The sequence below is a fragment of the Micromonospora wenchangensis genome, from assembly GCF_002210435.1.
In the GTDB taxonomy this organism is placed as follows: domain Bacteria; phylum Actinomycetota; class Actinomycetes; order Mycobacteriales; family Micromonosporaceae; genus Micromonospora; species Micromonospora wenchangensis.
Map to the genome: position 1 here is coordinate 1 of NZ_MZMV01000070.1, position 25,031 is coordinate 25,031.

Below are 25,031 nucleotides of genomic sequence, written 5' to 3' on the forward strand. Positions count from 1 at the left end.
CTACCAACGGTCCAGGCAGCCTGACTAAGATCAACACATCGACCCTGTCCGTCGAAACGGGTCAAGCCCACTTCAGGTCCGCTTTCCACTGGGGTTCGCTGCCGTCGGTGGGTTTGCGGTCGGGATGATCACCTCGGGGTTGCCGCGGTAGGCGCGGTCGGCCATGACTGGCCTCCCGGTGAGTTTCTGGGTGATGCCGGAGGTGCGGTAGACGATGGTGTCGTTGCGGTTGCCGGGTTGTGGATCGTCGAGGGCGACGACGAGGCGGGTGTAGGCGTCAATGGCGACCTGCAGGTTCGTGCTGTAGCGGTAGTTCTTGCTCGGGGCGGCCAGGCGGTGGTCCCGGGTGGAGATGAGGGTGCCGTCGACGATGGTGATCTGGTCGATGCGCTGTCGGCGTGCTGGGGTGAGGGCGAGCAGGGGGCCGAGGGTGTCGATGACTTGGTGCGCGGCGGAGTGCGACACCCCGAACAGTGGTCCGATCTGCCGCATCGTCAGGTTCGTGCGCCAGTACGCGGCTACCAGCAACACCCGATCGGCGAGGTCGAGCGACCACTGCCGGCCCGGCCGACCATCAGCGCATGATCGAGTACACGCTCATGCCGCCGACCGCGTGCCACGGGCGGTGGCTGCTCCCGAGGTCACCCGGCGTCCGGGACGTTGCCGAGATGGCGGAGGCGTTCGTCTGGTGAGTTACCGCAGTGCTGCTGCGAGGTCGGCGGCGTTGTCGAACGCGGCGGCTGCCCTTTCGGATTCGTCTTCCGTGAGCGTGACGGACGTGGCGCGGGTCAGCATCTCGGCCGCAGTCTTTGGATCGTGCAGCACCATCGCGAGTTCGGCGCGGTAGACCAGGACCTCTACCTGCTCGACCGGGTCGTCGTCGGCTTGCGGGCGGGCCAACGCGCTGTCGAGGATCCGAACGGCCTGTCCCACGCTTCCTCGGGAATCGGCCTGCACGACGGCATTCGCCAGAGCCTTGGCCAGCCGCCCGGCAGGCGTGGCGGCCGGCACCGGCGCGGTGGCGGCGTCCCGAAAGACCCGGATCCAGTTGCCGCCCGGGTCGACGACGCTGAACCCACCCCACCCGTCGGCGTTCTTCCGCGCCCTGGGCCGGGTCATCCGCGGTGTTCCGGACACCAGGACCTTGCCGTACGCGGCGCGCATGCCAGCGGCGAACGCCCGGTGTAGTCCCTCGATGTCCGCGGTGAGTACGAGACAGGAGCCGTAGGACTGCTCCGGGTCAAATCCGGCGATCTCGAAGAACTGCAGATGCAGGTCTTCCCGCTGCACCCCCATGCACGCGTTGGGCTTGCGCTGCTTATACGTGGTCCGGAAACCGAGAACTCCGTAGAAGGCTTCGATGTCATCAATGGACGCGCAGGGCAGCAGGGGAACGGTCCGCTCGTTGGCCATGCCTCCTTCCTAGACGTCGCAGGGTGTCCGTCGCCCATGGAAATAGCCGATCATCGCCGCCGGCCATCCGATCGGCCGATGATCCAGATCGCAACGTCGCCACTCCCCCGAGCCATCGGGGGTGCCTTGCGTCCGACCCATACGGCTCGCCATGATCAGGCACCCGGTTCTACCGCTGACGGCTCGGTCGAGTCATGCAGTTGCACGCTCACCCCAGTCGGTGTCGGCGGTACCGCAGGCAGGGACCGCCCTCCTCAATCCCGTTCTCGTCCATCGCGTTGTAGATCGTCAGCCGGCCGCTTGCAAATCGCAGGCCCGACGCCACGGCACCGTCCGCCAAATCGCCGCCGGCCCACTCCAGAAGCTCCACCGCCTCAAGCCGCTGCCCGTGCCGGGCAACCAACGGTGCGGGAGCATCGCAGCGCCGAAAGGTGGTCGCGGCGCATCCGGGCGGCGAGTTGGGCCTCCAGGCGGTCGGTCGTGGTGGCGATGACCTGGTAGGCCGACTTGAGGTCGGCGGCGGTGGCCGGATCACTGCCGGACCTCATGGGTATGCACTCGGCCCGCGCCGTGATGCGGGGCGGCGTTCTGTTCTCGCATCCCGACGCCAGTGACAATTGCAGCAAATACTAGTCATGACACGTCGTGTCGTGCTGTGCACAGCGATGACACGACGCGCCATGACTGATGGAGGAGAACATGACGTGCGGACGGTCTGCCAGAACGGACGAGCGGCGGTCACCTCGTCGCCGGCAACGTGTCTTGAGCTGGTGCAGAATATGCTCAGTAGACGATCTGCCATGCCGTGGCAGCACCGCGCCAGCAGTCCCACATACCGACGTAGGCGCCGTCCCCCGGCCAACTGTCGCGGATCTCCAGACACTTGGCGTTCAGCCGGTTGCGCACTTCTTGCCCAACCGGCACGGGCAGGAAGTCGCCCATATACCACCGCTGATTGACGCCTGGCCAGCAGTCCCATTCCCCGACATAGCTGCCGTTGTTCGGATTCACGTCGAGAATCTCGAGGCACTTTCCGGTCGAGCGGTTGACGAGCTGGTCGCCCGACCACTTCCACTGCTGGTTCCACCCGCCCCAGCAGGACCACATGTTGGCGCGTTGGCCGTTGTAGCTCGGCAACTTGGTCTCGAGGCACTTGTCGTTGAGTTTGCTGTGCAAGGTGAACCACGGGTACTCCGCCGCAGCGGGAGCAGCAGGTGCCGTTACCACCAGCAGCAGCACGGCCGCCATGGCCGCGAACGCACGGCGCAGGAGTCGCCCGTGCCCACTCCCCGAACTCCTCACTCTGAACATTTCCTACGCGCTCCTCTCTCGAACCATCTGTTGGCCTCGGGAACCAGAATCAGTTAGCCCCTTCAACCCCACAGACATCGAAGCACACCTACGTCATCGGCTTGCGAGTAGTCGACTACTCGCTTTTCGGCCGGCGAGGCCTCGCGCTCGCTGGCACGAGGCTCGCGGCGAGGCGGCGAAGCCGGCGCGAGGGCGCCTGCCTAGATGATCCGCGGCGGCCTACAGGACCGTCGGGCAGAGCCGCACCGAGAGCGGATCTCTGCACCGACGGATCGTGTTAGCAGCAGCCAAAGATCGGCCGGCCCTCGCACATCACGGATGCCCCCAGAGCAGGCGGGCGAAGTCGGCGCGACGGGTGGTGCCCAGCTTGGCACCGGCGCGGTAGACGTGGCCTTCCACAGTACGAACGGAGACACCGAGCCGAGAGGCGATCTCGCGATTGGACAGGCCATGAGCGGCCAGCGTGATGATTTCCCGCTCGCGGGCGGTAATGGCCAGCGGCCTCACCACTGAGATGATCGCGGGAGTGCGGGCGCCCTGGCATCGCTGTGCCAGCAGGTGAACCCGTACCGCACAGACTTGTGCCGCATCGAGCCTATTGGCCTTGGTGTGCGCGGCGACGGCCTGCGCCGCGGCGTCGGCCGCAGCCGCTAGATCACCCATCTCCTCGAGCCCGGTGGATACGGCTTGCAACATCCAGCCGTCATTGGCGGCGAGAGCGCTCGCGTATCGCACCGCGATTCCGACCCGTGGACCGTCGACCTGCGCTTCGAGTCCGGACAGGCGCTCAGCGGCGTGACGGTCACCGAATCGGACGGCCGTCTCCAGGGCGCACACCTCGTGCGCAGGCATCCCGTCCGCCGCAGCACCGTCGGCCGCCTTCCGGGCGAGGCCGACAGCCTGCACGATCGCACCGTTGGCGGCGGCGACCCATGCTCGGGCCAGCGCGACATCCGGTCGCCGGTAGGCGTACCCGGTCTGCACTCGTTCGTCGAGTTCACTCAGGGCACGCTCCGCGTTGCGGGCATCGCCACTCATCGCCATCGCGTGGGTCAACCACAAGAGGCAGTCGAACACTCGTCCGCCCGGGTCAACGAGGGTGAACCCGGCCAGGGCCTCACGCATCCGGCGAATTGTCTCGGCCAGCCGTCCACACGCCAACGCGGCTTGGCCGATCAATGCCGAGGCATAGAACTGCGGCACGCCCGGCAGGGACGCCGCGTCTCGCCGGCAGCGCGCTGCAACGTCTACTGCCTCCGATATGTGTCCAGCCAGCCGGAGCGCCATCAGTTCAAGCTCGGCCACGTTGAACCGCAAAATGGCCGTATCGAAGGAGACTGCGGCCCGGCGTGCCGCGGCGGCCGCCGGTCGCATCGCGCTGGTGCGGCCGGCAACCCCGTAGGCGCTGGTCAGGCCCCAGGCGGCCAGGAAGGCGGCGTTGGGTGCGACGCCCGGCGCATCAAGCACGGCACGGCCCACCTGGATCGCGACGGCCGAGCGGGCGAGCAGGCCTTCGAAGACGGCGTGCAGCGACAGGAGGAGTTGGTTGGCCGTCGCGTCGGCAACGTCGTCCAACGCATTGCCCAGCACGGTCTCGGCTTCGGTCGGACGATTGAGATCGAAGAACAGGTTCGCAGCCCGGACCGCAGCTACCCAGGCCCGCTGGATGTCATCGCCCGCCAACTCGGCCAGCACCAGCAGTTCGTCATCGGCCTCCGTGCCCCGACCATGCATACTCAACGCATGCGCGAGCACCGCCCGCGCCTCGAAGCCGCCGCCCGCCGCGACAGAAGACCTCGCCAGCCGCAACGCCAGCGGCAAGTCGAGCAGCTGCGCGGAGCGCGTCGCAGCCCGGGTCAGCAGCGCCGGATCGGCGCGCAGATCGGAGTCCACCATCAGCGCCGCGCAGCGCAGCTCGTCGTCGACACTGTGTAGCCCGTGCTCCGTCAGGGCCCGTACGATCAGACCGCGCAATCGTCGCGCCCGGAGCATTCCGACCCTGGCCTGGCGAACCTCGCCGTACAGCGGGTGGGCAAGGCTGGTCGACAACCGACGACCATCACTCACAACACTGATCAAGCCTGATACCTCGGCCTGCTCGAGGGCCGGCGCACCTGTCAGCTGACTCAGAACCTCGACGTCCATGACACCGGCAAAAGCGAGCAGGTCGACCACATCCCGCACTGGTTCGGTCAATCCGCCCATCCGCGACTCGATCAGCTCCACCAGGGTGGACGGTACGGCCAATGTGCCCATACAACACCACACTCCACTGCGCTCCTCGAGCCAGCCGGACGCACGGCCACCGGTGACCAACTCGCGGAGGTACAGCGGATTGCCCTGCGACAGCCGCCACATCTGGTCGGCAGCCTTCGGCTGAAGCGGCCCGCCGAGTGCCGCCTCAAGCAGCGCAGCGGTCTCGACCTCAGGCAGCGGCACCAGTTCGAACCGCTCCAGGTGGGCATCTTTCCAGGTGGCCGTGACCGCATCTGGTGCTGGCACGTCGGAGCGGACAGTGACCACGACCGTCGCAGCGGTCGCGGTGACCAGATGGTGCAGCAGTGTCGCGGAGACATCGTCGAGCAGATGCCCGTCGTCAACCACCACCAGTGTCCCAGCTCGCCCGGCACCGCTGAGCAGCGCCTTCGCAGCTTGACCAAGCATCTGCAGCGGATCGGATCCAACCGACGGCAGCACGGACGCAAAGGCCCCCAACGGTGTGGTGCGGGCACAGGCCGACCCGGTCACCCACCGCCCGACCACGCCACGGCGCTGCGCAATGGCAAGCACCTCGCGGGCGAGTCGGGTCTTGCCGACCCCAGCCACGCCAGCGAGCACCACGCCTCGCGCACCTCGAATGGACGCATCCACGACCCGCAACTCTTCAGAGCGACCAGTCAGCGGCCAGGCATCGCTCATATCGTTAATCATAAATAGGCTAAGCGGGTCGGCGACACACCCTCGTTGGTTCACCCACCTGGCGGTGGTCACGCCCAGGGCTCCACATAGTCACCCAACCTCGACCGAGGAGGCGTCGGCCGGATCGAACGCCGACGCACGACGGGAACAGCCCTTCAGCGATCTTGGAGTTGCCGCGAGAACGCCTGACTCACGCACCTGGGCGTGTATCGGTTTCTAGGGATCTCGCCACATTGGTTCGGATTCGACAGCACGGCAATTTGGCAGAATTGTGAATCTTGAGAAACGACCTCAAGGGAAACCCGTCAGACGCGCCCCAACGGATGCTCGTCAAAGCCCTCACCCCCTGCTGGCCGGTTTCACCAGCCACTTCAGCCCGGAGGAAGCCAAGTTGGACCGAGCGATCGTCGCGTCGCCGTTCGATGAGATCAGGCGGCAGCTCCTGAATCCGTCCGACCATGTGGCTGAACTACGGAAGCCCGTCCATAGATGTCGACGACCTCATCGACGCGTCGAGCGTGGATTGGATGAACTCCGCACGGTGCAACGAATGCTTTCAGGCATAAGGCCCAGAGGGGCATCAATCCGCAATAAGTGCGCGCTGGAGCTGATCGCGACGATCATCGATGACGCTGTCACGATGGTTCATGGTTTCTGGGGTGAACGCCATCTCGGCGGCGCAATCATTGATCACGCCCTGGCTCCAGGTGTCGGTTGGCTCCAATCAAACCGAGCTGCTTGACGCCTTCCAGGTCGCCGTCGAAATCGCACGACGGGGCTTGCCCACCAACCGGCGTCGAGGCACGGCGTACGCACCGCGAAATCCCGCTTCGCACCCTTCACCCCTTCGCACCCTTCGCGACCAGCGCGTCGCTCACCGCGTACCGGCTGATCTCCGCTGGTGCGATTGATGGTCGGTCGCTGCGGTCGGACGGGCGGCCCTGGCCTTTGGGTTGGTCTCGCTGTCTGGTTATCGTGTCCGTGGTCGGCTTTCGCAGCGATGCGGCGGGGTACGGCAGTCTCGACTGGGCGAGGTACACGACGTAAACCTGTTGGGAGGCCTTGAGCTGCCAAGGCAGGATCAACACCTTGCTGTCGACGATGGGTAGCGGGCGTAGCGCCAGACGGTGGGCACGCCCTTCGACTTCTAGGGAGCTGCCCTGCCCGGCGTCTTGAAGTTGGTCGCCGGGCAGGAACAGGGTGTCGAGTACGGCCCGCACCTCTGGCTCCGCAAGCCTGGACCAAGCGATGGTCGCGCCGACAAGGTCGTCAGGGTCGACTGCGGCGATCCCTGCGGCGCCGGTCGGCCAGTCGAGCGCCACGCCAAGGAGTGCGGCCACACCGTCGAACCCTGTCCCCCGCTGCGCCCGCAGTTGGTCGTCGATGGTCACGACCAGGGGCGGTACCGCGTCACGGATCGACTCGAAGTCGACTGCTACCCGCGCGTCAGCCCCGATCGACGGCACCGGGAAGTCGCCCGTGTCCACTACGTGGTGGAAGGTGTCGTCCGCCTTTCTCAGCGGGACAGCAGAGGCGGAGATCCCGGTCGAACGCGCGCAGTTGGTCACGGTCGGCCCGCTCGCGTACGCGCGTGACGACCTTGACGGGCTGCCCATGCCGCTGGTCGCGCAGTTGCCATGGGACCGCCGCAGCGCCGAGGTCATCGCCGGTACCCGCCGCGCCCGCCAAGCATGGACGCGTGGACCTACCCGCCACCGCGCGAGCGTTGGCCCTGTCCCTCGCCGGACAAGCCCATCCCGCAGGAGGTGACCACAGATGACGCTGCCGTCGACCAGCGTCCTACCCGAGACCGAACTCGTCGCCGACCTACGCGCCCAGGTCGCCCAGGCCCTGGCCGGGCACGCCGGCAGCGGGCTGCTGCCCGCCGCCGAACGGCGCAGGCTGACGGAGCAGTACACCGGAGAACCGCTCGACACCCACGTTCGACAGGCGTTGGACGCAGGGCGGGCACCGCTGTCGGCCAGCGTCGAGGCACGGATGGCCCGCGCGGTCATCGACCACATCATCGGCGCGGGCGGCCTGCAGCAACTACTCGACAACCCTGACATCGAGAACGTTCACGCCAACGGCTGCGACGAGGTGTTCATCAAGTTCACCGGCGGCAAAGCAGAGGTCGGCCCGCCGATCGCCAAGACCGACGAGGCGTTGATCGGAAAAATCCAGGCTCTGGCCACTGAGGCGGCGTTCGGCGACGACTTCTCCGGCCGTGGTGAGGAGCGCGCCTTCGACCGGACCAGCCCGGCCCTGGACATGCGAATGCGCGACGGGTCCCGGCTCTGCGCCGTCATGTCGGTGTCGCGCCGCCCGGCGCTGTCGATCCGCCGCCCGACGATGATCAACGCCGATCTCGATGATCTGGTGCGACCGGGGGGCACCGCCAGGAATTCTGAGCGCGCGTTTGGGATGTGTGTTGGTCGGGCGTGTCGCACAGTGGGTGCGATCGATAAGTCGGGCTCGGTCGGTAGAGGGGCATGGACCGAGTGCGGCGGTATCCGTCTGACCTGACCGATGGCGAGTGGGCGCTCGTTGAGCCGATGCTGCCGTCGCCGCAATGGATGGGCAGGCCGGAGAAGCATCCGCGTCGGGCGATCGTCGACGGCATCCTCTACGTGGTGCGTACCGGGTGTGCGTGGCGGTACCTGCCGATCGACTTCCCGCCCTGGCAGACCGTGTACTCCCACTTCCAACGGTGGAACCGGCGGGGTGTGACCGATCGGATCCTCACCGAACTGCGGGAGCAGGTCCGCCTGGCCCACGACAGGCAGTCGCAGCCCACCGCCGGGATCATCGACTCTCAGTCGGTCAGGGCATCGGACACCGTGCACTCCGACACCCGCGGCTACGACAGCGGGAAGAAGGTCAACGGCCGCAAGCGGTTCATCGTCACCGACACCCTCGGGCTGCTGGTCACCGTGTGGGTCCTGGCCGCGTCGTGGCAGGACCGCGACGGTGCGAAGGGCGCCCTGCTCGCCACCTATGCGGCGACGCCGATCCGGAATGTGTTCGCCGACTCCGGGTTCGCCGGGCGTCTGGTCGACTGGGCCCGGAACATCCTGCGCACCACCCTGGAGATCGTCCGAAAACCCGCCGACCAGCAAGGGTTCGTCGTGCACCGCCGGCGTTGGATCGTGGGGAGGACCCTGGCCTGGCTCACCACCCACCGCCGCCTGGCCCGCGACTACGAAACCCGCCCCGCCACCTCCGAGGCCATGATCCGCTGGGCCGCCATAGCCAGCATGCTCGCCCGCCTCGCCCAAGGCGGACCCGCCCACCCGCCAACAACGCCGCACCCTCGACATACCCGACTGACAGACATGCGAAACTCTCACTGAGAACTGTCTCCACATCGTCATGGACAACGACGTCGCAAGATCGAGGTTGTTCACATGGAGTCGGCAACGCGGTGAATATGCTTCACGATATTGCACGCCTCTCTGCGGCCAACCGGCCGTGCCGTTTGTTTGAAGAACTTGTTTGCGAAGAATCTTCACCGAGATCGATCAAGGCCATTCGATCTATAGCCGAGTTACTTCTTGCCAACAATCAGCGATTACGCCAACGTCGTGACTCCCCCTCTCCAGTGAAGGACTACCCACATGGGAAACCCCTGCGACATTGCCGCCTGGAATGTGGTCGGCGCGGCTCCGACAATGTCTGCACTAAGTGGATTGATCAGCGGTTTCATGTTCGCGGGTCTGATTGTGCTACTCGTTGAGCGCCAGCCCAGAAGCTTGACGGCGCGCCTGCCAGCCCTGACACCATTCCTCTCCGGATTCGTTGCACTAGGACTGGGCTCGTACTTGTTTTCCCTAATCTCCGGTGAGGCCGATACGTCCTGTCGGAGGATCTGGGCGGCAACAGCCGTGGCGAGTGCCCTGTTGGCCATCGGCTCCGTCGCTGCCGTGGGCGGGATCGTTCTTCTTGTCCACACGTACTTCGACGACCGCGCTGAGGAAGGAGCCAACCTTGACGTCCCGCATGGAGGTAGTCCAGATAGGTTTCTTCGTTTCACTCTGATCAGCGTAGCGTGCACAGCCGAGCTACTCCTACTCGTTCGGGTCGGCGAGGCCCTGTGGGTGTGGTTGAGTCTGGATAGAAGCCTGACGTCGGCAGCAGGACCTCTGCTCATCATATTCATGATCCTGGCCCTGTTTTCCTACCTTGCTGCGAACATGGCATTCGGGTCGGCAGCGCGCAGGCCCAGTCGGTCAAGCCCTCATATCCGAAGACTCAACAGCTCATCTCTGCTGATCATGCTGTTCTCCACAGCTGGAACAACCACCGTCGGAGCAATGCTTGCCATCGCCAATGGCAATTGGGACAAGGCCAGCGGATGGGTTGCCTGGATGTTTGCGGTTCCGAGTCTCGGAATGCCGAGCCTTGCCATCTGGCTACTTGTCAAAGGTGTTCTTGGCATGCTCGGTTCTCGCTCCGAGTCTGCGGAGAAGGAGCCTGAACCTCGACTGCCCCTTGGTTAGAAGAGTTACACCAGCGCCCCGTGATGGACCTGCGGCGTCATCCGATGGAGGGATGCGGGGCGGGTGGCGCAGTGGTGTCCGGTTGAGCAGATCCGCCCCGGCAACGACGGCGAGAAAGATCACTGCGACGGCGAGGACGATCAGGGCTGCGTACTTAAGGAAGTCCATGCGACATCCTGTCGTTTCGTAGGTAGCGATGGACCGTTCCGAGCGCGGCGGCAGGTGGCGGGTCGGCTTCGGGCTCACGGCGTAAGCAAGGGCTCAGGAGACTGGTCTCAATCTCGTACCCGCGAAGCCGCGAAGTCCATGCGGAGCGGAAATCGTCTTCCGCACGTGGTCACGGCCGACGCCACCGACCTCAAGGCGCTGCGACAACTCGGGGTCGACGAGTTCCGGCGCGCCGTCGTGGCCATCGGCACGGACATCCAGGCGAGCATCCTCGCCACCAGCCTGCTGTCCGAACTCGGCATCCCCGACATCTGGGCCAAGGCGATCAGCGACCAGCACCGCCACATCCTCACCCGCGTCGGCACCCACCGGGTCGTCGCACCGGAACACGACATGGGCGAGCGGGTGGCCCATCTGCTCTCCGGTCGGATCCTCGACTACGTCGAGGTCGACGCCGACTTCGCCGTGGTCAAGACCACCCCGCCGCGCGAGGTCGTCGGTGTGCCGTTGCGCGACTCCCGGGTACGCAGCCGGTGGGGGGTCACCGTGGTCGCGGTCAAGCCGCAGGCGCCACCGATGGGGCGTCGTGCCGAGTTCACCCACGCCACCCCCGACACCCTGCTCGGGTACGGCGACCTGATCCTCATCGTCGGACCGATCAACAACGTGGAGCGCTTCGCCGCCAGCGAGTGAGCCGCTCCGGCAACCGGCAGAGGGTCGCGCTGGTGGCCGCCGCACATCCCCACCTCCCGTCGGCGGCCTGGATCAGCCGGGTTGCACTGCTTGTGGTGGGGCGGTGACGGTGTTGCCCGTGGTGGGTAGATCATTTTTGTCCGTTTACTCGCCGGGGCCGCCAATCGGGCCAGTGCGCGCTGGGCGGGGCACCCCGGTCTGGACCGACCGCGATGCGCGCAATAGCTGATTCCAGCGGAAAGCGGTCCGGCCGCCTTCCGCTGGGAATCTCACGCCGTCAGGTCGGGTCGTGGACCGCATTCGCTGGCACGTCACCCCAGGTCTGTTGGGAAGGCACCGAACAGCCCCCTGGTTGGGCCGTCTCCCCTGCGTGCGTCTCGACGGGGGGACCAGGCCACACCTGGCAGATATGGTCCGTCAGTTCCGCTGCCCGCGCCTCGATGTCGGCATCACGCCACGCGTCGGGATGATCCCTGATCAGATCCTTCGACAGCACCAGCAGGCTGTACTTCTCCAGGAGACTGCGCTTGCCCAGGCCGGCCTCACCCCCGGAGGTCATGCCCGCAGCCTCCGTGTCCGTCCACGGCCGATTCGACAGGGCGCCGTTGAGGTTCTTCGTGACCAGGGTGAGGTTGCCAAGGGTCTGAATGCGTCGGTCACGGTCCGCCGCTTGCTCAGGGGTGAGCCGCGGCTCAGGGTTCCAGTGGGCCTGCCACGACCGGGGCATCACGTGTTCGATCTCGAGCTTGGCCGGGAGCGCGACGTTCTCATGAAACGTGGTGCGGAGCTTCTTCTCGATCGCCTCCAGCACGACGCGCAGACGCGATTGGCGCAAGTATCCATAGAGCTTGAGCGAGGGAAGCTCGGCCTTCACGGTGGCGTCGGTTGGCCACAGCCGCGCATCCGCCCGCTGATCCGCGAGGAAGTTCCGGACCGTGTCGCCCGCCGCGTCGATCGGTGACCGGTCGAGGAGCTTGAGGATGGAGACCATGGTCTTGTTGACGTCTTTCATCGTCATCCGGAGCAACGTCCGGCGCATGACCCAGCTTTCCAGTGCCTCGAGGGCGATCTCCAGCTGCTTCGCGGGCACCCTGTGGTTGTCCGACAGAAGCCACAGCAGCAGCGGGCTTGTCGCGGCGAGTCCCATCGTTTCGATGACCCGGGAGTAGAAGGACCCCTGGGCCGTGTCCTCGGGGAGGTTCGCCAAGGCGCGGTAAGTGTCGGCGTCCCTGCGGAATTCGCCCAGGAGCTTGTTCGCGCCGTCGGGGCTGGACATGTAGGGCGCGGCGTACTCGGTGAACACCCGGAAGACCTGCTCGGTCTTCACCTCGTCGCGCAACCGCATGGTGAGCCAGTACTGCACGAAGATGTCGATGCGGGAGCGCTGGTGGCGGCCCTGCACGATCTCGGCCCGCCACCAGTCACCGTCGAAGTCGACCCAGTGCGTCTCCGACCAGTCCTCGATGTCCGCGCCGGCCTTTACGCCACGCTGGAACACCCAGTTTTTGATCAGGTCGGCCTTGAGCAGCGGCGTCCCGCGATCGTTCAGGGTTTCGAAGATCAGCTGGGAGTCGTCGTGGCCCGTCAGGTTGATCGCGACGATGTACAGCCCGTCGCGCAGCGTCGCCGACAGGGCCTCCGCACGGGCATACTCGGAGCCCGGCGGGGTGTTGCCATCGTCGTCAGGCGTCCCGGCGAGCCAGGCGTGGGCCTCGGTGGAGAAGAACTCGTGGGCGGAGATGATCCGGTGCTCCCCCACCCAGCCGGGTTTGGGGTCCATCGCCTGGGCAAACGCGGGTCGGTCATGCTTCGACGGCCACAACTTGAACCGTTCGGGCTTGCCCTTGAAGGCGGACGAGCGGTTGAGAATGAGCCCTTCGAGGTCTTCGGCGAGGAGGTCGTGTCCACGTTCGTCGACCGCCGCCTGAACGGCATCGATCATCAGCTGGATCGTGGTCATGCGCTGCTGCCCGTCAATCACCATGTGCCGAGTGACGTCCCCGACCACCGGGGGCTTCGACTCGTAGACGACGGCACCCAAGAAGTGATGTGGTACCGCAGGCTCGGCGCCGGTGGCGACGACACGGCTTTCCGCGACCCGGATCACGTCCGCCCACAACGGCGCCCACTGATCTTCCTCGTTCCAGACGTACGGACGCTGGAACGGCGGAATCTCGTAGTGCACCTTACCGTCGAACAACTGACGGGGACTCAGTGCGTCTGCCTTCACCGGTGCCACTCCCACTCAACCACGACGAGGACCTACGCCATCCTGCCAAAGAGCCCCGTCGACGAACGCGCCGTCACCCCCCTCAACATGCGATCGGGGCCGCGATCCGTTTGCCTACCGGCCGTAGTGCAGGTAGGGCGCCCACGCGCTGATGTCGAGTTGCCGCTGGCGGCGCCGCCGGCGAAGCGCTTCGTGCAGCGCATACGGTGCCCTGTCGACGATAACCGTGCCCTCCGGCGCGAGACTCCGGTAGACGGCTGCCACGAAGTCCTCCTCGCCGGAGAGCGTCACGAGGTCATGATCCACGACCTGCCAGAGCGTGGCGATGACATGGTTGCCGCCGGCCAGTTGCAGCGCGGAGGCCACGTGGATTCCCTCGTTGGGAACGTCGGTGCCACCGATGGCGGTGTGGCAGGCGTCGAGGAAGACGAGGTCGGCGTCGACCGGATGGGCGGCGACGTCCTGGAAGGTCATGGCCCCGTCGGACGCGGCGACGCCGCCGCGTAGGGGTTCGATGACGTCCTGGTGGCCGTGACCGGCGATGTGGACGATGCGGTGGCTGGCCAACGCCTGGAGGAGCCGGTCGCGGGTGACTTCTCGGCCGTCGAGTCGCACGGGCGCCGGATCGAGCAGCTCGCCGAGCAGGCGGGCCTGGTGTTCAGGACCGACCAGTGGCGGCAGTCCGGGCGGTTGCGCGATGGTGACGACGCACGGCCGGTCATCCGTGACGCCTGTTCTCCTCGGCGCGCGGCGAGCCGAGAGGCTGAGGTGGGTCAGGGTCAGCGTGTACGACGACACCACCCTTTCCAGTACGGCGTCCGGCGAGCCGGGCCCGCGTTGCGCGGCGTGTATCGGGAGCATGGTCAGTGGGCCGGTGAGGCACCACCACACGCGTGGCGGCTCGGCTGCGGAGGCGGACGGATGCCCGAGGGCAGTCAGGATCGGCTCGGCCGTCGTCTCCCACAGCCACGCCAGGACGTCGCTCATCGCCTCGTGGGCCCGCATCATCGGAATACGGCTGCCTGCGCCGCTCAGGGCCTCCGCGTACTGCTGGACTGCCTGGACGTACTGGTGCGCCATGGAGGCGGCGTCGTGGAGGGTGAGCCGGGGCAGCGGGACCGTCCGCAGGCCGGCGGCGTCGACCAGCAGGGCATCGCAGCGTTGCGCGCTGACGTTGACCAGGACGGCCGTGCCCGTGCCAACCGACCGTTGCAGCTCCGCGAGCGTCGCCGGGCCGGCGAACAGGTCGCGGCCGAGCAGGGGCCTGGCTCGGTCCAGGAGTTCGGCGAGGACGCGGCGGACGCGGGAGCGCAGTTCCGAGGCTGACTCCACGACGTCGTCCGGGCGTTCCCACCACCTGCGGGACTCGGCCGCGGGTCGTACCCGCGACAGGCGGTCCATCTGACGGGTCACGGCTTCGATCCGTGACGCCAGGTCGGGATCGAGGTGGGCGAGTTCGGCCAGGGCATGCCGGCGGCGCAGCGTCGCACCCCAACCGAGGAACCGGGTCCGTTCGGAGAGTTCGAGGGCCAGCGCGGCGTCGCCGGCCTCCAGGGCGGCGCTGGCGGCCTCGGTCGGCAGGCTGGCGACCGACCCGGCGAACAACTGCCGGTCGGGGTCGGCCAGGCCGTGGGCGACATCGGCGGTGAGGTCGACCGCCAGGCGGTAGTTGGCCAACGACCGGGCGAGGTCGGGTGGGTTGGTGCGCAACGTCAGCCGACCCGCCGACATCGCGGCTTCGCGCCGGTGCGCGGGCCGTGCCGCAGGATGGCCGACAACCTCGCCGAACAGGCGGGCCGCTTCGGCCTGCGCCGCCGGATCGGCGCTGCGCAGCCCGATGTCGCCGAGATGGGTGCCGAGGCGCAGGGTGGCCTCGACCCAGTTGACGGAGGTGGCGCTGAGCAGGGCACGGGCCGACCGGGTCAGCTCGGCGAGCCGCGTCGTGGCAGCGATGTCGGTGGGGACTGTCCGGTGCTGTCCGGCTTCGACCTCCGTCTGGAGCAGCAGGGCGGTGCCACGGAGGTCGTCGGGGAGGTCGTTGCGGCCGAGGAGGCCGAGCAGCAGCGTACAGGCCTCGGTGAGGTCGGCGGGTGTGTCCCACACCGCGGCGGTCACACCGAGCGTCCGGGCCAGCAGGAGCGCGCCGTCCGCCCCGGCGCGCGAGGCGGGGTCTGCGGCTGTGGTCACCACCCGGGCGCAGGCGAGGGCCTGCCGCAGGTCGCCGTCGGAGCGGGTGTGGGAGAAAGCGGTGACTAACGCGCCGGCCAGGTGACGGCACTGGTCGCCACCGGGGTGCGGCACGTCGGTGCGGACGTGGGCCGCCCGGAACAACGCGACGGCCTCCGCGAGGTCACCCGAGTCGCCGGTGACGGAGAAGCGGTCGGCCAGCGCCAGGCCGAGCACCGTCCGGACGTCCTGGCCGCGCCGCGCGGCCTCCCGGAGCGCGGCGACGGCCTCATCGAGGTCGGCGGGGTCGCCGGTGGCGACGAACCGATCGTGCAGGGCGGAGCCGAGGCCGCTGACGTGTTCCGCGGAGTGCCCGCCGAGGTAGAGGCCGATCGCCTCGTCGATGTCGGCGGTGCGCCGGTAGATGCGGAACCGGTGGGCGAGCACACCCGCGCGCATCAGACGCCGGTGGGTGCGCTCGGCGGAGCCGGGCGCGGCCTGGTCGATCGCCTCGTCGATCCGGTCGAGGGCGCGGGCGAGGTCGGCTTCGTCCCCGGTGAGGACGAACAGTTCCTGGTGCAGCACGCCGGCCATCTGCATGCGTAGCCCGCGTTCGGCGGGCTCGGTGGCCACGGCCAAGGCCTGCTCGACGAACGCGACGGCGGCGGTGAGGTCGGCGGGGTCGCCGTGCTGACGCCCGCGTGTCGCGGCGCAGCCCGCACGGGTCTCCAGCAGCCAACCCAGGTCGTCACCGACCTGCCCGGTGGACAGGGCCTGGTCTGCGGCGTGCACTGCCTCGTCGAGCAGGGCGGGGTCGCCGGCGTGTTCGTGGTGCAGGACGAGCGCCCGGGCGAGCAGCGCCCGTACGACTGCGGCGTCCTGCGGTGACCGCGCCTCGGTCCGCTGGCGCAGGAAGCCGACGAGTGCCCCGGTCAGCGCGCCGGCCCGGTCGGGACGCACGTGTGACGAGAGCGTCGTCACGGCGTCAGCGGCGCGGCGGATTTCGACCAGGTGCAGGTCACCTGGGCTGTGTATGCCTCGCCAGAGTGGCCCGGTCGCCCGGTCCGGATCCCAGCGGTCGGCGGTCAACGCGTAGTGCGCCAGGTAGGCGGCGCCCGCGTCGATCGCCCGGGCCGCGCTGCGCGGATGGTCCACGGGAGTCGCCCGCAGGACGGCGTCGAGTTCCTGCACGACCGACTCGGCCATGCGCCGGGTCCCCGCGCCGTACCGGCGGCCCGGTGGGGCAGGCCGCCCTTCCCAGGACCGCAGCCAGGCGGACGCGGCGGCATGACGCAGCGCGGGTTCGCCGGGCGGCCCCGAGCGGCGGCGCAGACATCCGGCGACACCGAGCAGGTCACGGTCGTCGCCACTGTGCTCCCAGCGGCGCAGGTAGGCGGTGGCCACCGCGTCCAGCAGGTCGTCGGGCAACTGTGCCGGCCGGCTTCCCAGGGCCCGGTTCAGCTGCTCGGTGGCGGCGTCGAGGGCGTCGGCGGTCAACGGATCCCGACCGGTGGCCCGCAACGCGGAGAGTGCCCCGTGCAGGTCGTCGAGGGCAGCTGTCGCATCGCCCGCGACCCGGTGTCGACGTGACAACTCGTCCAGCTCGGATCGCTCGCCGGTGGCGGCGTACCGCTGTACCGCGTCGTCGCCGGCCCGGGTCGCCCGCGTGCTCACGGCACCTATGCTGGCACACACGATCGGAAGCGTGGCCAACCGAAGGGGCGGCTGATGAGCGGTCCATCCGAAAGGGAGTTACTCGCGACCTTCTGCCGGGACACACCGCTACTGCGGCGGGAGCTTCCGGAAGGCCGGCGTCGGCTCCTGGATTCGGGCCTGGCCTCGTTGCGGGCAGGCACGACGTCACTCGTGGAGGTGTGCCGCTCGATCGGCTATCCGACCACGGGCGGCCAGCGGGATGTTCCGCAGCAGCAGACCCCGGGGTACACACCACTTCCCGGGCCGCTTCCCGGGCCGCCGCCCGGCCGGTACGTCTGTCCGGCCACCGCCTGTAGCCGGGTCGAGCCGCGCGACAGCGACGGTGTGGTCCCGGAGTGCGCCGTGTACGACCGCCGCCTGCGGCGCGGCGCGGACCGCTAGGCCATGGACGCGATCCTCGGAGAGATCAGCAGGCGGCTGACCGGACAGTGGATCCAGATCGCGGTGTCCGGTGTGCTCTTTCTGGGCGTCGGATGGGTGGCGCTCACCCTCGGCCAGCGGCACGCTCTCGACCACGGTCTGCTGTTGAGCCGCGTCGACACCCTCGTGGCCGGCATCGACGGCACCACCTCGCTGATCGTCCGCGCCGTCCTGCTCACGGCACTCGGCTACCTGTTGGGCATGACCGCGCACATGACGGGGTCGATGCTGCGGCGGCTGTGGACCGACCGGTGGCCGCCGCCGCTGCACTGGATCGAGAAGGGCGTCGTCCTCCTGCGGCGGGCGTACTTCGGTCGACGGTGGCCGGACCGGACGCGGGAGCTGCCCGCCCGCTACCTGCCGGCCCGGGCCACCCGGGTCGCGGACCGGATCCGGCTGGCCCACGAACGGGTCGACGCCGAGTACGGCGCCCACCTCGGCCTGCTGTGGCCGCGGCTGTGGCTCATGCTCACCCCCGACGAGCGGGGCCCGATCGAGCTCAGCCGTGCGGGTCTGGACAGCGCGGCCGTTCTCGCCGTCTGGGGCACCGCGCTCGTGGGGCTGGGCTGGTGGTGGTGGCCGGCCGCGCTGATCGGGTTGGCCGTGGTGCTGGTGGCCCGGCACCGGGCCGGCACCGCGGTGGGTGCGCTCGCCGATCTCGCCGAGTCGACCGTCGACAGCCAGCAGCGCGTGCTGGCGGATCGGTTCGGCGTGCCTGTGATCGACGGCCGGATCAGCCGGGAGGACTTCAGACAGATCAACGACCGGCTCGCGAAGGGGGCGTGACGTGCAAACATTGATGGTGCCGTGCACGTTCGACGACGACGAGACGGCGATGTTCCCGTTCCGCGTCGGGCAGCCCTGCGCCGACGCCCACCCGCTGGAACAGCAGCTGGCATGGCTCGCCAGGGAGCGGGGCGGCCAGGCTCCCCAGGAGATCGTCGACTCGCTCACCCAGCTCCAGCGGCTCGCGGTGGAGCAGTCCACGAAACTGGAGGACCTGGTTGCCCATGCCATGAGGGAGGCGGCGGTCTTCTCCGTCCCCGGCTCACCGTCGTAGCGAGCCGAGCAGGGCCTCGAGCGCCTCGGGCACCGCGACACCCTGTTCGTGTGCCGAGGCCGCCACGACATCGAGCACGGTGGACAGCCCGCCGGCCAGTGCAGTATCGACCTGTCCGTCGAGAGCGTCCATCTGGCGATCCACCGTGACCCGCTGGGGCGTCACCTGGTCCGGTATGACGAGTTCGAGCGCCTGCTGGCCGCCGAGCGGCACGACCAGCCGGGCCACCGGGATCTGCGGCCCGACGGCGCTGCCGTCGCGTAGCTGCACGGCGGTGTCGCCGAGCACGTCGGCGACGGTGCCGGTGTCCTGGAGACCGACGTCGAAGACGTGCGGGGAACCGGCCATGGTGGGCGGGTCGGGCGCGTCGAGCGCGTCGACGATCGCCATCCGGGTCTCACCGGCGAGCAGATCGCGGGACGCCAGCACCCGGATCAGGCGGGCGGCCAGGACCGCGACCGTCGGGGACGGGCCGGTGGCGGCGGTGACCAGCGCGGCGACCGCGCCTGCGGGGAGACGGTCGAGTGCGGCGACGGCGTCCGCCAACCCGGCCTCCAGCAGCTGCGACCCGGCCACGGCCGTCAGGACTCCGGTCATGGTCGCCGCGTCGGGTTCCAGCAGGACGAGCAGGCGCACCGCCTGCCCGGCCAGGTCCGCGCTGCCGGTGAGCGCGCCGCGGATCCGCCCGGTCAGCCCCTCCCGGTCACCGATCGCCTGTCGTACCAGGTCGGGAGCCTGCTGGCCCAGTACGGCGAGGGCGGCCAGTGCCGACACGAGATCCGGGGCTTCCGGGGCCGGGACGGTGCCGGCGAGCACCGCAGGGTCGGTGCGGTCCACGGCCGTGGTGGCCAGGTCGGTCAGGAGGCCGGCCAGCCGCAGGCTCCGGTCGGCGTGGCGGGTGACGAGCCGCGCCGCGTCGGGAAGCCACCGCTGGTGGGCCGCGAACGCCGTGGTGCCGGCGGCGAGGACGAGGGCGCGGACCGCGAGTTCGTCGTCGGGCAGGGATGCGACGTCGGCACCGGCGTGCACCAGCGCCGCCAGGATGCCCGCAGCCAGCGGGCTCGCCTCGGCGAGGGCCGAGTTCAGCCGTTGGGAGAGCACCTGGACGGCCCGGGACTGCTCGTCGGGTCCGAGCCCGCCGCCGGCAAGCAGATGGCCGAGGCCGGTGGCGGCGCCCGCGGCGCGTCGGTCGGTGAGGTCCGCGCCATCGACCTCGGTGCAGAGCGCGGCCACCACCGCGGCGTCGCCGGGCGCACACCGGCCGAGAAGTGCCATCGCCGAGCCGGCTACGGTCGGGTCCTCGTCGGCGGCCAGGTGGACCGCCACGGAGGCCAGGTCGCGTACCCACTCCGGCGACACCTCGCGGTTTCGCGGATCCTCGGCGACGACGTGCAATGCGTCCAGCAGGACCCACCGCTCGCCGGCGGCGAGCGAAGCGGCCAGCGCGACCAGCGCGTCCACGGGAAAGTCCCGGAAACGGCGCAGTCCGCGCAGCACCGTGATCCGTGCTTCCGGCTGGCCGGACAGCTCCCCCAGCACGTCGTGCAGAACCGACGGGGAGTCGTGGCCGATGCCACGCAACATGGTCTGCAGGCCGGCGGCCACCGCGGGGCACGTCTCGGCGGTGAGCACCCGGGCGAGCGCGGCGACAGCGGTGGCTCCGACCGCCCCGGCCAGTGCCCACGGGCGCGACCGTCGACCGACATGAACCGGCCCGGTCGCCTGCGCCAACCGCCGGCGGACCATGGAGTCGGGGTGGGCGAACAACCGGGGGGCGGCGGCCACCGCCTCCGCGTCGACCTCGCCCCACTCGACGGTGATCAGGGTGGCCAGATCGGCCACCTCCGTAGCGGCGTCGGCGCGCCACCGGGGAACCGCCGGTTCGCGTGGGTTCGATCGGGACAGCGACAGGATCGCGGCGACGGTGTCGACCTCTGCGCCGTCCAGCAGCCGATCGAGAACTGCGACGGCCGTCGGGCCGAGGGCGAGCAGCTCCGTCGTGCCGCGCCGGGTCAGGGCGGCCAGCGCGGCAGCCCGCGTTGCGGGCGTCAGCAGGGCCAGCCAGGCGGCGTCACCGTGCAGCGTCGTCGCCGACCCGGACCGGTCCAGCTCCCGCAGGCCGTCGACGCACACCGCCGCGGCGCTGACGATGCTCCAGCGCAGCGGCAGCCGGGTGTGCGGATTCTCCGCCCACCCCCGTGGGGGACGGTGGTCACGTTCGACGCTCAGCAGCGGCTCGGCGAGGCGCTGATCGGCACGCGCCCGCAGCTGCGGTGCCGTCAGCCTGTCGAGGGCGGCGGCCCGCACCGCCGCTTGGTCGTCGTCGAGCGGGGCGGGCAGCCGGGACAACAGGTCGGCGGCCTCCTCCGGCGGCACCTGGCCCAGGTGCGCCACCGCGCAGGCCAGGATGTCCTCACCGGTGAGGCGGGCGAGCCGGACCGCGGCGAGTGCCCGCTCGGTGGGCGAGACGAGCTGCGGCACCAGCGACGTGAGGGCGGTGACGACCGTGGCGGTGTCGTCGGCCGCGCCGAGGTCGAGGGCCAGCTCCCACATCCGTACGCGGTCGTGGACGTCGACGATCTCCGCCGCGTCGGCCAGCAGCCGGCCCGCGGTGATCCGCTGCCCGGTGTACTGCGCCAGCCGCAGCCGGACCCTCGCTCTCGCGTAGGCGTCGACGGTACGGCCGGCGAGATACTCGATGGAGCGCAGGACCGCCGACGGTGACACCGGCTGCCCCTCCCCCGCCGGGTGGAAACCCAGCCGGTTGAGGGTGCGGGTCACGCTGACCGGATCGAGATCCAGGTCCTGCAGCGCGAGGCAGGCCGCTTCGGCCACGAACTGGGCCTCCGTCAGCTCGCCGGCCAGCCGGTCGATGATCCAGCAGCGGAGGAACGCCAGCGACGGGTGCAGTGGTCGCACCGCCGTCAGCGTCTCCGCCAGCGGATGCCCCGCACGGGGCGCGAAGGGATCCAACGGCCAGCGGACGCCTGCGCCGGCAGCACCGCCGGCCCGGAAGGCGATCGTCGCGATCAGCGCCGCCAGGCCCTGCCCCTGCGCCTCGACCAACCCGGCGCCGGCGCTGTCGAGGTAGACGGCCATGTTGTAGGTCAGGTCTCCGGAGTGGCCGTTGACGGCTTCGACGAGCGCGACCGGGAGATGCCCGTCCATCAGCCCGGTCCAGGCGTTACGCCGCCCGCTCACCGCGGTCAACGCCCGTACGACGGCACTGTCCAGCGCGTGCTGGCGGGCGCCCGGTAGCCGAAGCGCGTCGAACGCGCCGGCGACTGGCCCCGGGCTCAGCGGGCGTGCCGCGTCGCCGAGCACCAGCAGCGCGCGTCCCAGCCGCCACCGCACCCGCCGTGTCACGGCGTCGTCGTCGACCATCTGCGGCCACGACGTCGGCTGTCGCCCGAGCAGCGCCCACGCGACCAGCGCGTCCCCGCGCAGGCTGGCGTCCTGGTCGGTGTCCGACGCCAGCTCGATCAGGCTGCCGCCCACCACGGCCAGGTCGGTGCCGTCGCGCAACCAGGCCAGGAGCCGGGAGGTCAGCGGCGAGTCGGCGACGATCGCGGCGGGGTCGATCCGCGCATCGTCCACGCCCGGATCCGACCCGTCGGCCCCGGCGGTCAGCAGGTCGAGGGCGACGGCTGCCTGTGCCCGCCGCGAACAACCCATGGCCTCGTCGTCGAAGTCCGCCGTCAGACGCCGCCGCAGCGTCTCGTGTCGGCGCGTCCCGGGAAGCGGGACACCGCCGTAGAGGACCAGCACGACGCGGCTCCATGCCGGTTCGGCCATGATCCGGGCGGCGACGTCCGGATCCGAGGCCAGCGCCGCACGCAGGGGCAGCACCGACGGCGGGAGGAACGGCGACACCCGGAGGACTGGTGGCGTCCGCGCCCGCTCGACGCGGGCGTTCTCCAACAGTTGGCGCACCCCGTGCATGCCTGGTTCCAGGAGCCGACCGGCCACGGCCTCGACGACCTGCCGCGCGGAACCCCGTCGGCCGGTCAGCATCCGGTCCTGCCAGTCCTGGGAGGCTCGGTACAACGTCCGGGTCTGCTGCCAGTGGTTGTCCTCGGAATCCCGCTCCTGTGCCGTCACGAGGTCGCTGGCGGCAGGCTGGGAACTCGATGTCACGGCGACGAACTCCCGAGGCCTCAAGGTGAGCGGCGCATGCCAGCCGAACGCTACCGCCTCGGTGGTGGGGAGATCCAGCGTCCCGTTCCGGGATCGAGGAGGTGGGTGAGCACGGCACCCTTGGGCACCCCGGTGGTGCCGCTGGTGTAGAGCACCACCGCCGGGTCCTCCGCCGACCGAGTGACGTACGACGGCAGCGGTGGCAGCGGGTGGCTCAGCTCCTCCAGGCGGGGCGCGACCGCACCGGCGGCCGCCGGCCCGACGGTCACCAGCGGCACGCCGGCCGCCGCCGCGGCGGCGGCGCCCAGGGCGAGCTGGGAGCTGTGACACACCAGCAGCTTCGTGCCGCTGTCGGTCAGCACGTGCGCCGCTTCGTCCACGGTCAGCAGCAGGTTCACCGGGACGAGCACCGCGCCGGCGGCGAGGGCCCCGTAGTAGACCCGGGGGAAGTCCACCACGTTTCGGGGCCAGCAGGGCCACCTTGTCGCCGCGGCCGACCCCCCACTCGCGCAGCCCGGCGGCGTAGCTGCGCGCCTCCAGCCACAGCTCGGCGTACGTCACCCGGGTGTCGCCGTCGACCACGGCGACGGTGTCGGCGTGCCGGCGGGCGGACTCGGCCAGCACCATGGCCAGCGACAGCGCGGTCATCGGGCCACGCCCCGCACCAGACGGCTGACCGTCTCGGCGACGCAGACCGGCTTGCCACCGGCGTCGCTGTCCACGGTGACCGCGGTGACCACCTGCACGCCGCCGTCCACGGGCGACACCTCGGCCAGGGTCGCGGTGACGCGGACCGCGCTGCCGACCCGCAGCGGGGCCGGGAAGCGCACCCGGTTGAGGCCGTAGTTGACCCCCATGGCCACCCCCTCGACCCGGTGGAGGCCACCGGCCAGCGCCGGCAGCAGGGACAACGTGAGGTAGCCGTGCGCGATGGTGCCGCCGAACGGGCCGGCCGCGGCCCGTCGGGTCGATGTGGATCCACTGGCGGTCGTCGGTGGCGTCGGCGAACCGGTCGACCCGTTGCTGGTCGATCCGCAACCAGGGGCCGGGGCCCAGGGCCTCGCCGGTCACCTCGGCCAACTCCTCGATGGACGCGAAGACCCTCATGCCAGGTGCCCTCCCAGCTTCGTGTAACCGCGCAGCAGGTCGCGCGAGATGATCAGTCGCTGCATCTCGTCGGTGCCCTCGAAGATCCGGTAGAGCCGGACCTGCCGGTACCAGCGCTCGATCGGCAGCTCGCGGGTGTAGCCCATGCCGCCGTGGATCTGCAGGACGCGGTCGACCACCCGATTGACCATGCCCGCGCCGTACAGCTTCGCCATCGAGGAGGCGTGCCGCGGGTCCATGCCCTCATCGACTGTCCAGGCGGCGCGCAGGATGAGCCAGCGGGCCGCCTCCAGCTCGGTCTCCGAGTCGGCGATCATCCACTGGATGGCCTGGTTGGTGCCGATCTTCGCGCCGAAGGTCTCCCGGGTGTTGGCGTAGTCGATGGCCATCGACAACGCCCGCTCGGCGATGCCGACGGCGTGCGACGGGATAATGTAGCGGCCCTTGCCGATCCACTCCATGCCGAGGCTGAAGCCCTGCCCGGGCTCGCCGAGGATGTTGCGCCCGGGCACCCGGACGTCGTCGAAGACCAGCGAGGCGGGGCCACCCTCGCCCATCGTCTGGATGAACTCCGAGCGCCAGCCCATCGACCGGTCCACCAGGAACGCGGTGGCGCCGCCATGGCGGGCCCCCTTCTCCCGGTCGGTCACCGCGATCACGATGGCGAAGTCGGCGTCGTGACCGCCGGTGATGAAGGTCTTCTCGCCGTTGAGGATCCAGTCGTCGCCGTCGCGGCGGGCGCTGAGCTTGATGTTGGCCGCGTCGGAGCCGGCACCGGGCTCGGTGATCGCAAAGCAGCTGCGCCGCCCCCCCTCGATGGTCGGGACCAGGTACTCGCGCTTCTGCTCGTCATTGGCGTGGAACAGGATGTTGTCCGCCTCACCGCCGAACCGGAACGGCACGAACGAGCGGCCGAGTTCGGTCCAGATCACCGACTGGGTGACGGCCGGCAGGTCCATGCCGCCGTACTCCTGCGGCGTGGCCAGCCCCCAGAACCCGAACGTGCGCGCCTTGAGCTGCAACTCGCGCAGCTCGCTGTGCTCCAGTCCGGGCCGGTGCGCCCGTTCCCGCCGCAGCAGCTCCTGCTCCAGCGGCATGACCTCCCTGGTGATGAAGTCGCGGGCGGTGTCGCGGATCGCCCGCTCGGTGTCGGAAAGCGCGAAGTCCATGTCCCCTCCGGGTGCTGGTCCGC

Annotated in this window: 17 protein-coding genes and 3 pseudogenes; 6 read left to right on the forward strand and 14 right to left on the reverse strand. The window is 69.5% G+C overall.

Annotation, left to right across the window (positions count from 1 at the left end):
* Positions 1 to 73 precede the first annotated feature (73 nt).
* The 7 genes and pseudogenes from B5D80_RS27925 to B5D80_RS27950 all read right to left on the reverse strand — a co-directional run.
* Positions 74 to 579: pseudogene (locus B5D80_RS27925) on the reverse strand (transposase family protein); the annotation flags it as partial.
* Between the two features lie 114 nt (positions 580 to 693).
* On the reverse strand, positions 694 to 1,413 hold the full coding sequence (locus tag B5D80_RS27930; RefSeq protein ID WP_088646932.1) for a VOC family protein: 720 nt from the start codon (positions 1,411 to 1,413) through the stop codon (positions 694 to 696).
* 374 nt (positions 1,414 to 1,787) lie between these two features.
* On the reverse strand, positions 1,788 to 1,961 hold the full coding sequence (locus B5D80_RS27935) for a hypothetical protein (RefSeq protein WP_169733122.1): 174 nt from the start codon (positions 1,959 to 1,961) through the stop codon (positions 1,788 to 1,790).
* Between the two features lie 235 nt (positions 1,962 to 2,196).
* Positions 2,197 to 2,661 carry an RICIN domain-containing protein gene (locus B5D80_RS27940; protein WP_158224255.1) on the reverse strand — a complete coding sequence of 155 codons (465 nt, stop codon included), beginning with the start codon at positions 2,659 to 2,661 and terminating at the stop codon, positions 2,197 to 2,199.
* 375 nt (positions 2,662 to 3,036) lie between these two features.
* Positions 3,037 to 5,643: a helix-turn-helix transcriptional regulator gene (locus B5D80_RS27945; protein WP_088646951.1), complete on the reverse strand. Its 2,607-nt coding sequence runs from the start codon at positions 5,641 to 5,643 to the stop codon at positions 3,037 to 3,039.
* A gap of 580 nt (positions 5,644 to 6,223) precedes the next feature.
* The gene (locus B5D80_RS33525; protein WP_158224256.1) at positions 6,224 to 6,367 is read right to left on the reverse strand and encodes a hypothetical protein; all 144 of its coding nucleotides are present in this window, start codon (positions 6,365 to 6,367) and stop codon (positions 6,224 to 6,226) included.
* Between the two features lie 115 nt (positions 6,368 to 6,482).
* Positions 6,483 to 7,307, reverse strand: a complete 825-nt coding sequence (locus B5D80_RS27950; RefSeq protein WP_144081787.1) for a hypothetical protein — start codon at positions 7,305 to 7,307, stop codon at positions 6,483 to 6,485.
* A gap of 112 nt (positions 7,308 to 7,419) precedes the next feature.
* Between B5D80_RS27950 and B5D80_RS33120 the strand changes: the two genes are divergently transcribed.
* From B5D80_RS33120 to B5D80_RS27965, 4 genes are all read left to right on the forward strand, one after another.
* A complete protein-coding gene (locus tag B5D80_RS33120) occupies positions 7,420 to 8,169 on the forward strand; it encodes a hypothetical protein (protein ID WP_144081788.1) in 750 nt (249 codons plus the stop codon).
* Between the two features lie 29 nt (positions 8,170 to 8,198).
* The gene (locus B5D80_RS27960; protein ID WP_245855031.1) at positions 8,199 to 8,996 is read left to right on the forward strand and encodes an IS5 family transposase; all 798 of its coding nucleotides are present in this window, start codon (positions 8,199 to 8,201) and stop codon (positions 8,994 to 8,996) included.
* Positions 8,997 to 9,347: 351 nt separating this feature from the next.
* Positions 9,348 to 10,142: a hypothetical protein gene (locus tag B5D80_RS33125; protein ID WP_144081789.1), complete on the forward strand. Its 795-nt coding sequence runs from the start codon at positions 9,348 to 9,350 to the stop codon at positions 10,140 to 10,142.
* 333 nt (positions 10,143 to 10,475) lie between these two features.
* A complete protein-coding gene (locus tag B5D80_RS27965) occupies positions 10,476 to 11,003 on the forward strand; it encodes a potassium channel family protein (protein WP_211291677.1) in 528 nt (175 codons plus the stop codon).
* A 277-nt stretch (positions 11,004 to 11,280) separates the two neighbouring features.
* On the opposite strand, the gene B5D80_RS27970 is transcribed toward B5D80_RS27965, so the two are convergent.
* Positions 11,281 to 13,233, reverse strand: a complete 1,953-nt coding sequence (locus B5D80_RS27970) for a DUF262 domain-containing protein (protein WP_158224257.1) — start codon at positions 13,231 to 13,233, stop codon at positions 11,281 to 11,283.
* Positions 13,234 to 13,347: 114 nt separating this feature from the next.
* Positions 13,348 to 17,073 (reverse strand): CHAT domain-containing protein, encoded by a 3,726-nt coding sequence (locus B5D80_RS27975; protein ID WP_088646939.1) that lies wholly within the window; start codon positions 17,071 to 17,073, stop codon positions 13,348 to 13,350.
* 426 nt (positions 17,074 to 17,499) lie between these two features.
* On the opposite strand from B5D80_RS27975, the gene B5D80_RS27980 reads away from it, so the two are divergent.
* Entirely contained in the window at positions 17,500 to 18,321 is an 822-nt protein-coding gene (locus B5D80_RS27980) for a hypothetical protein (protein ID WP_088646940.1), read from the forward strand.
* Position 18,322: 1 nt separating this feature from the next.
* Positions 18,323 to 18,595, forward strand: a complete 273-nt coding sequence (locus tag B5D80_RS27985; protein ID WP_088646941.1) for a DUF2610 domain-containing protein — start codon at positions 18,323 to 18,325, stop codon at positions 18,593 to 18,595.
* Here B5D80_RS27985 and B5D80_RS27990 read toward each other — a convergent pair.
* From B5D80_RS27990 to B5D80_RS28005, 5 genes and pseudogenes are all read right to left on the reverse strand, one after another.
* Positions 18,584 to 22,732 (reverse strand): hypothetical protein, encoded by a 4,149-nt coding sequence (locus B5D80_RS27990; RefSeq protein ID WP_144081790.1) that lies wholly within the window; start codon positions 22,730 to 22,732, stop codon positions 18,584 to 18,586. The genes B5D80_RS27985 and B5D80_RS27990 overlap by 12 nt on opposite strands.
* Positions 22,733 to 22,782: 50 nt before the next feature.
* A complete protein-coding gene (locus tag B5D80_RS27995) occupies positions 22,783 to 23,190 on the reverse strand; it encodes an AMP-binding protein (RefSeq protein ID WP_245855032.1) in 408 nt (135 codons plus the stop codon).
* 58 nt (positions 23,191 to 23,248) lie between these two features.
* A pseudogene (locus B5D80_RS34595) lies at positions 23,249 to 23,380 on the reverse strand (hypothetical protein); the annotation flags it as partial.
* Positions 23,377 to 23,839 (reverse strand): annotated as a pseudogene (locus B5D80_RS28000) (MaoC family dehydratase). The pseudogenes B5D80_RS28000 and B5D80_RS34595, both read right to left, overlap by 4 nt.
* Positions 23,836 to 25,008 carry an acyl-CoA dehydrogenase family protein gene (locus B5D80_RS28005; RefSeq protein ID WP_088646943.1) on the reverse strand — a complete coding sequence of 391 codons (1,173 nt, stop codon included), beginning with the start codon at positions 25,006 to 25,008 and terminating at the stop codon, positions 23,836 to 23,838. The pseudogene B5D80_RS28000 and the gene B5D80_RS28005 overlap by 4 nt, the downstream one beginning before the upstream one ends.
* Positions 25,009 to 25,031 lie beyond the last annotated feature (23 nt).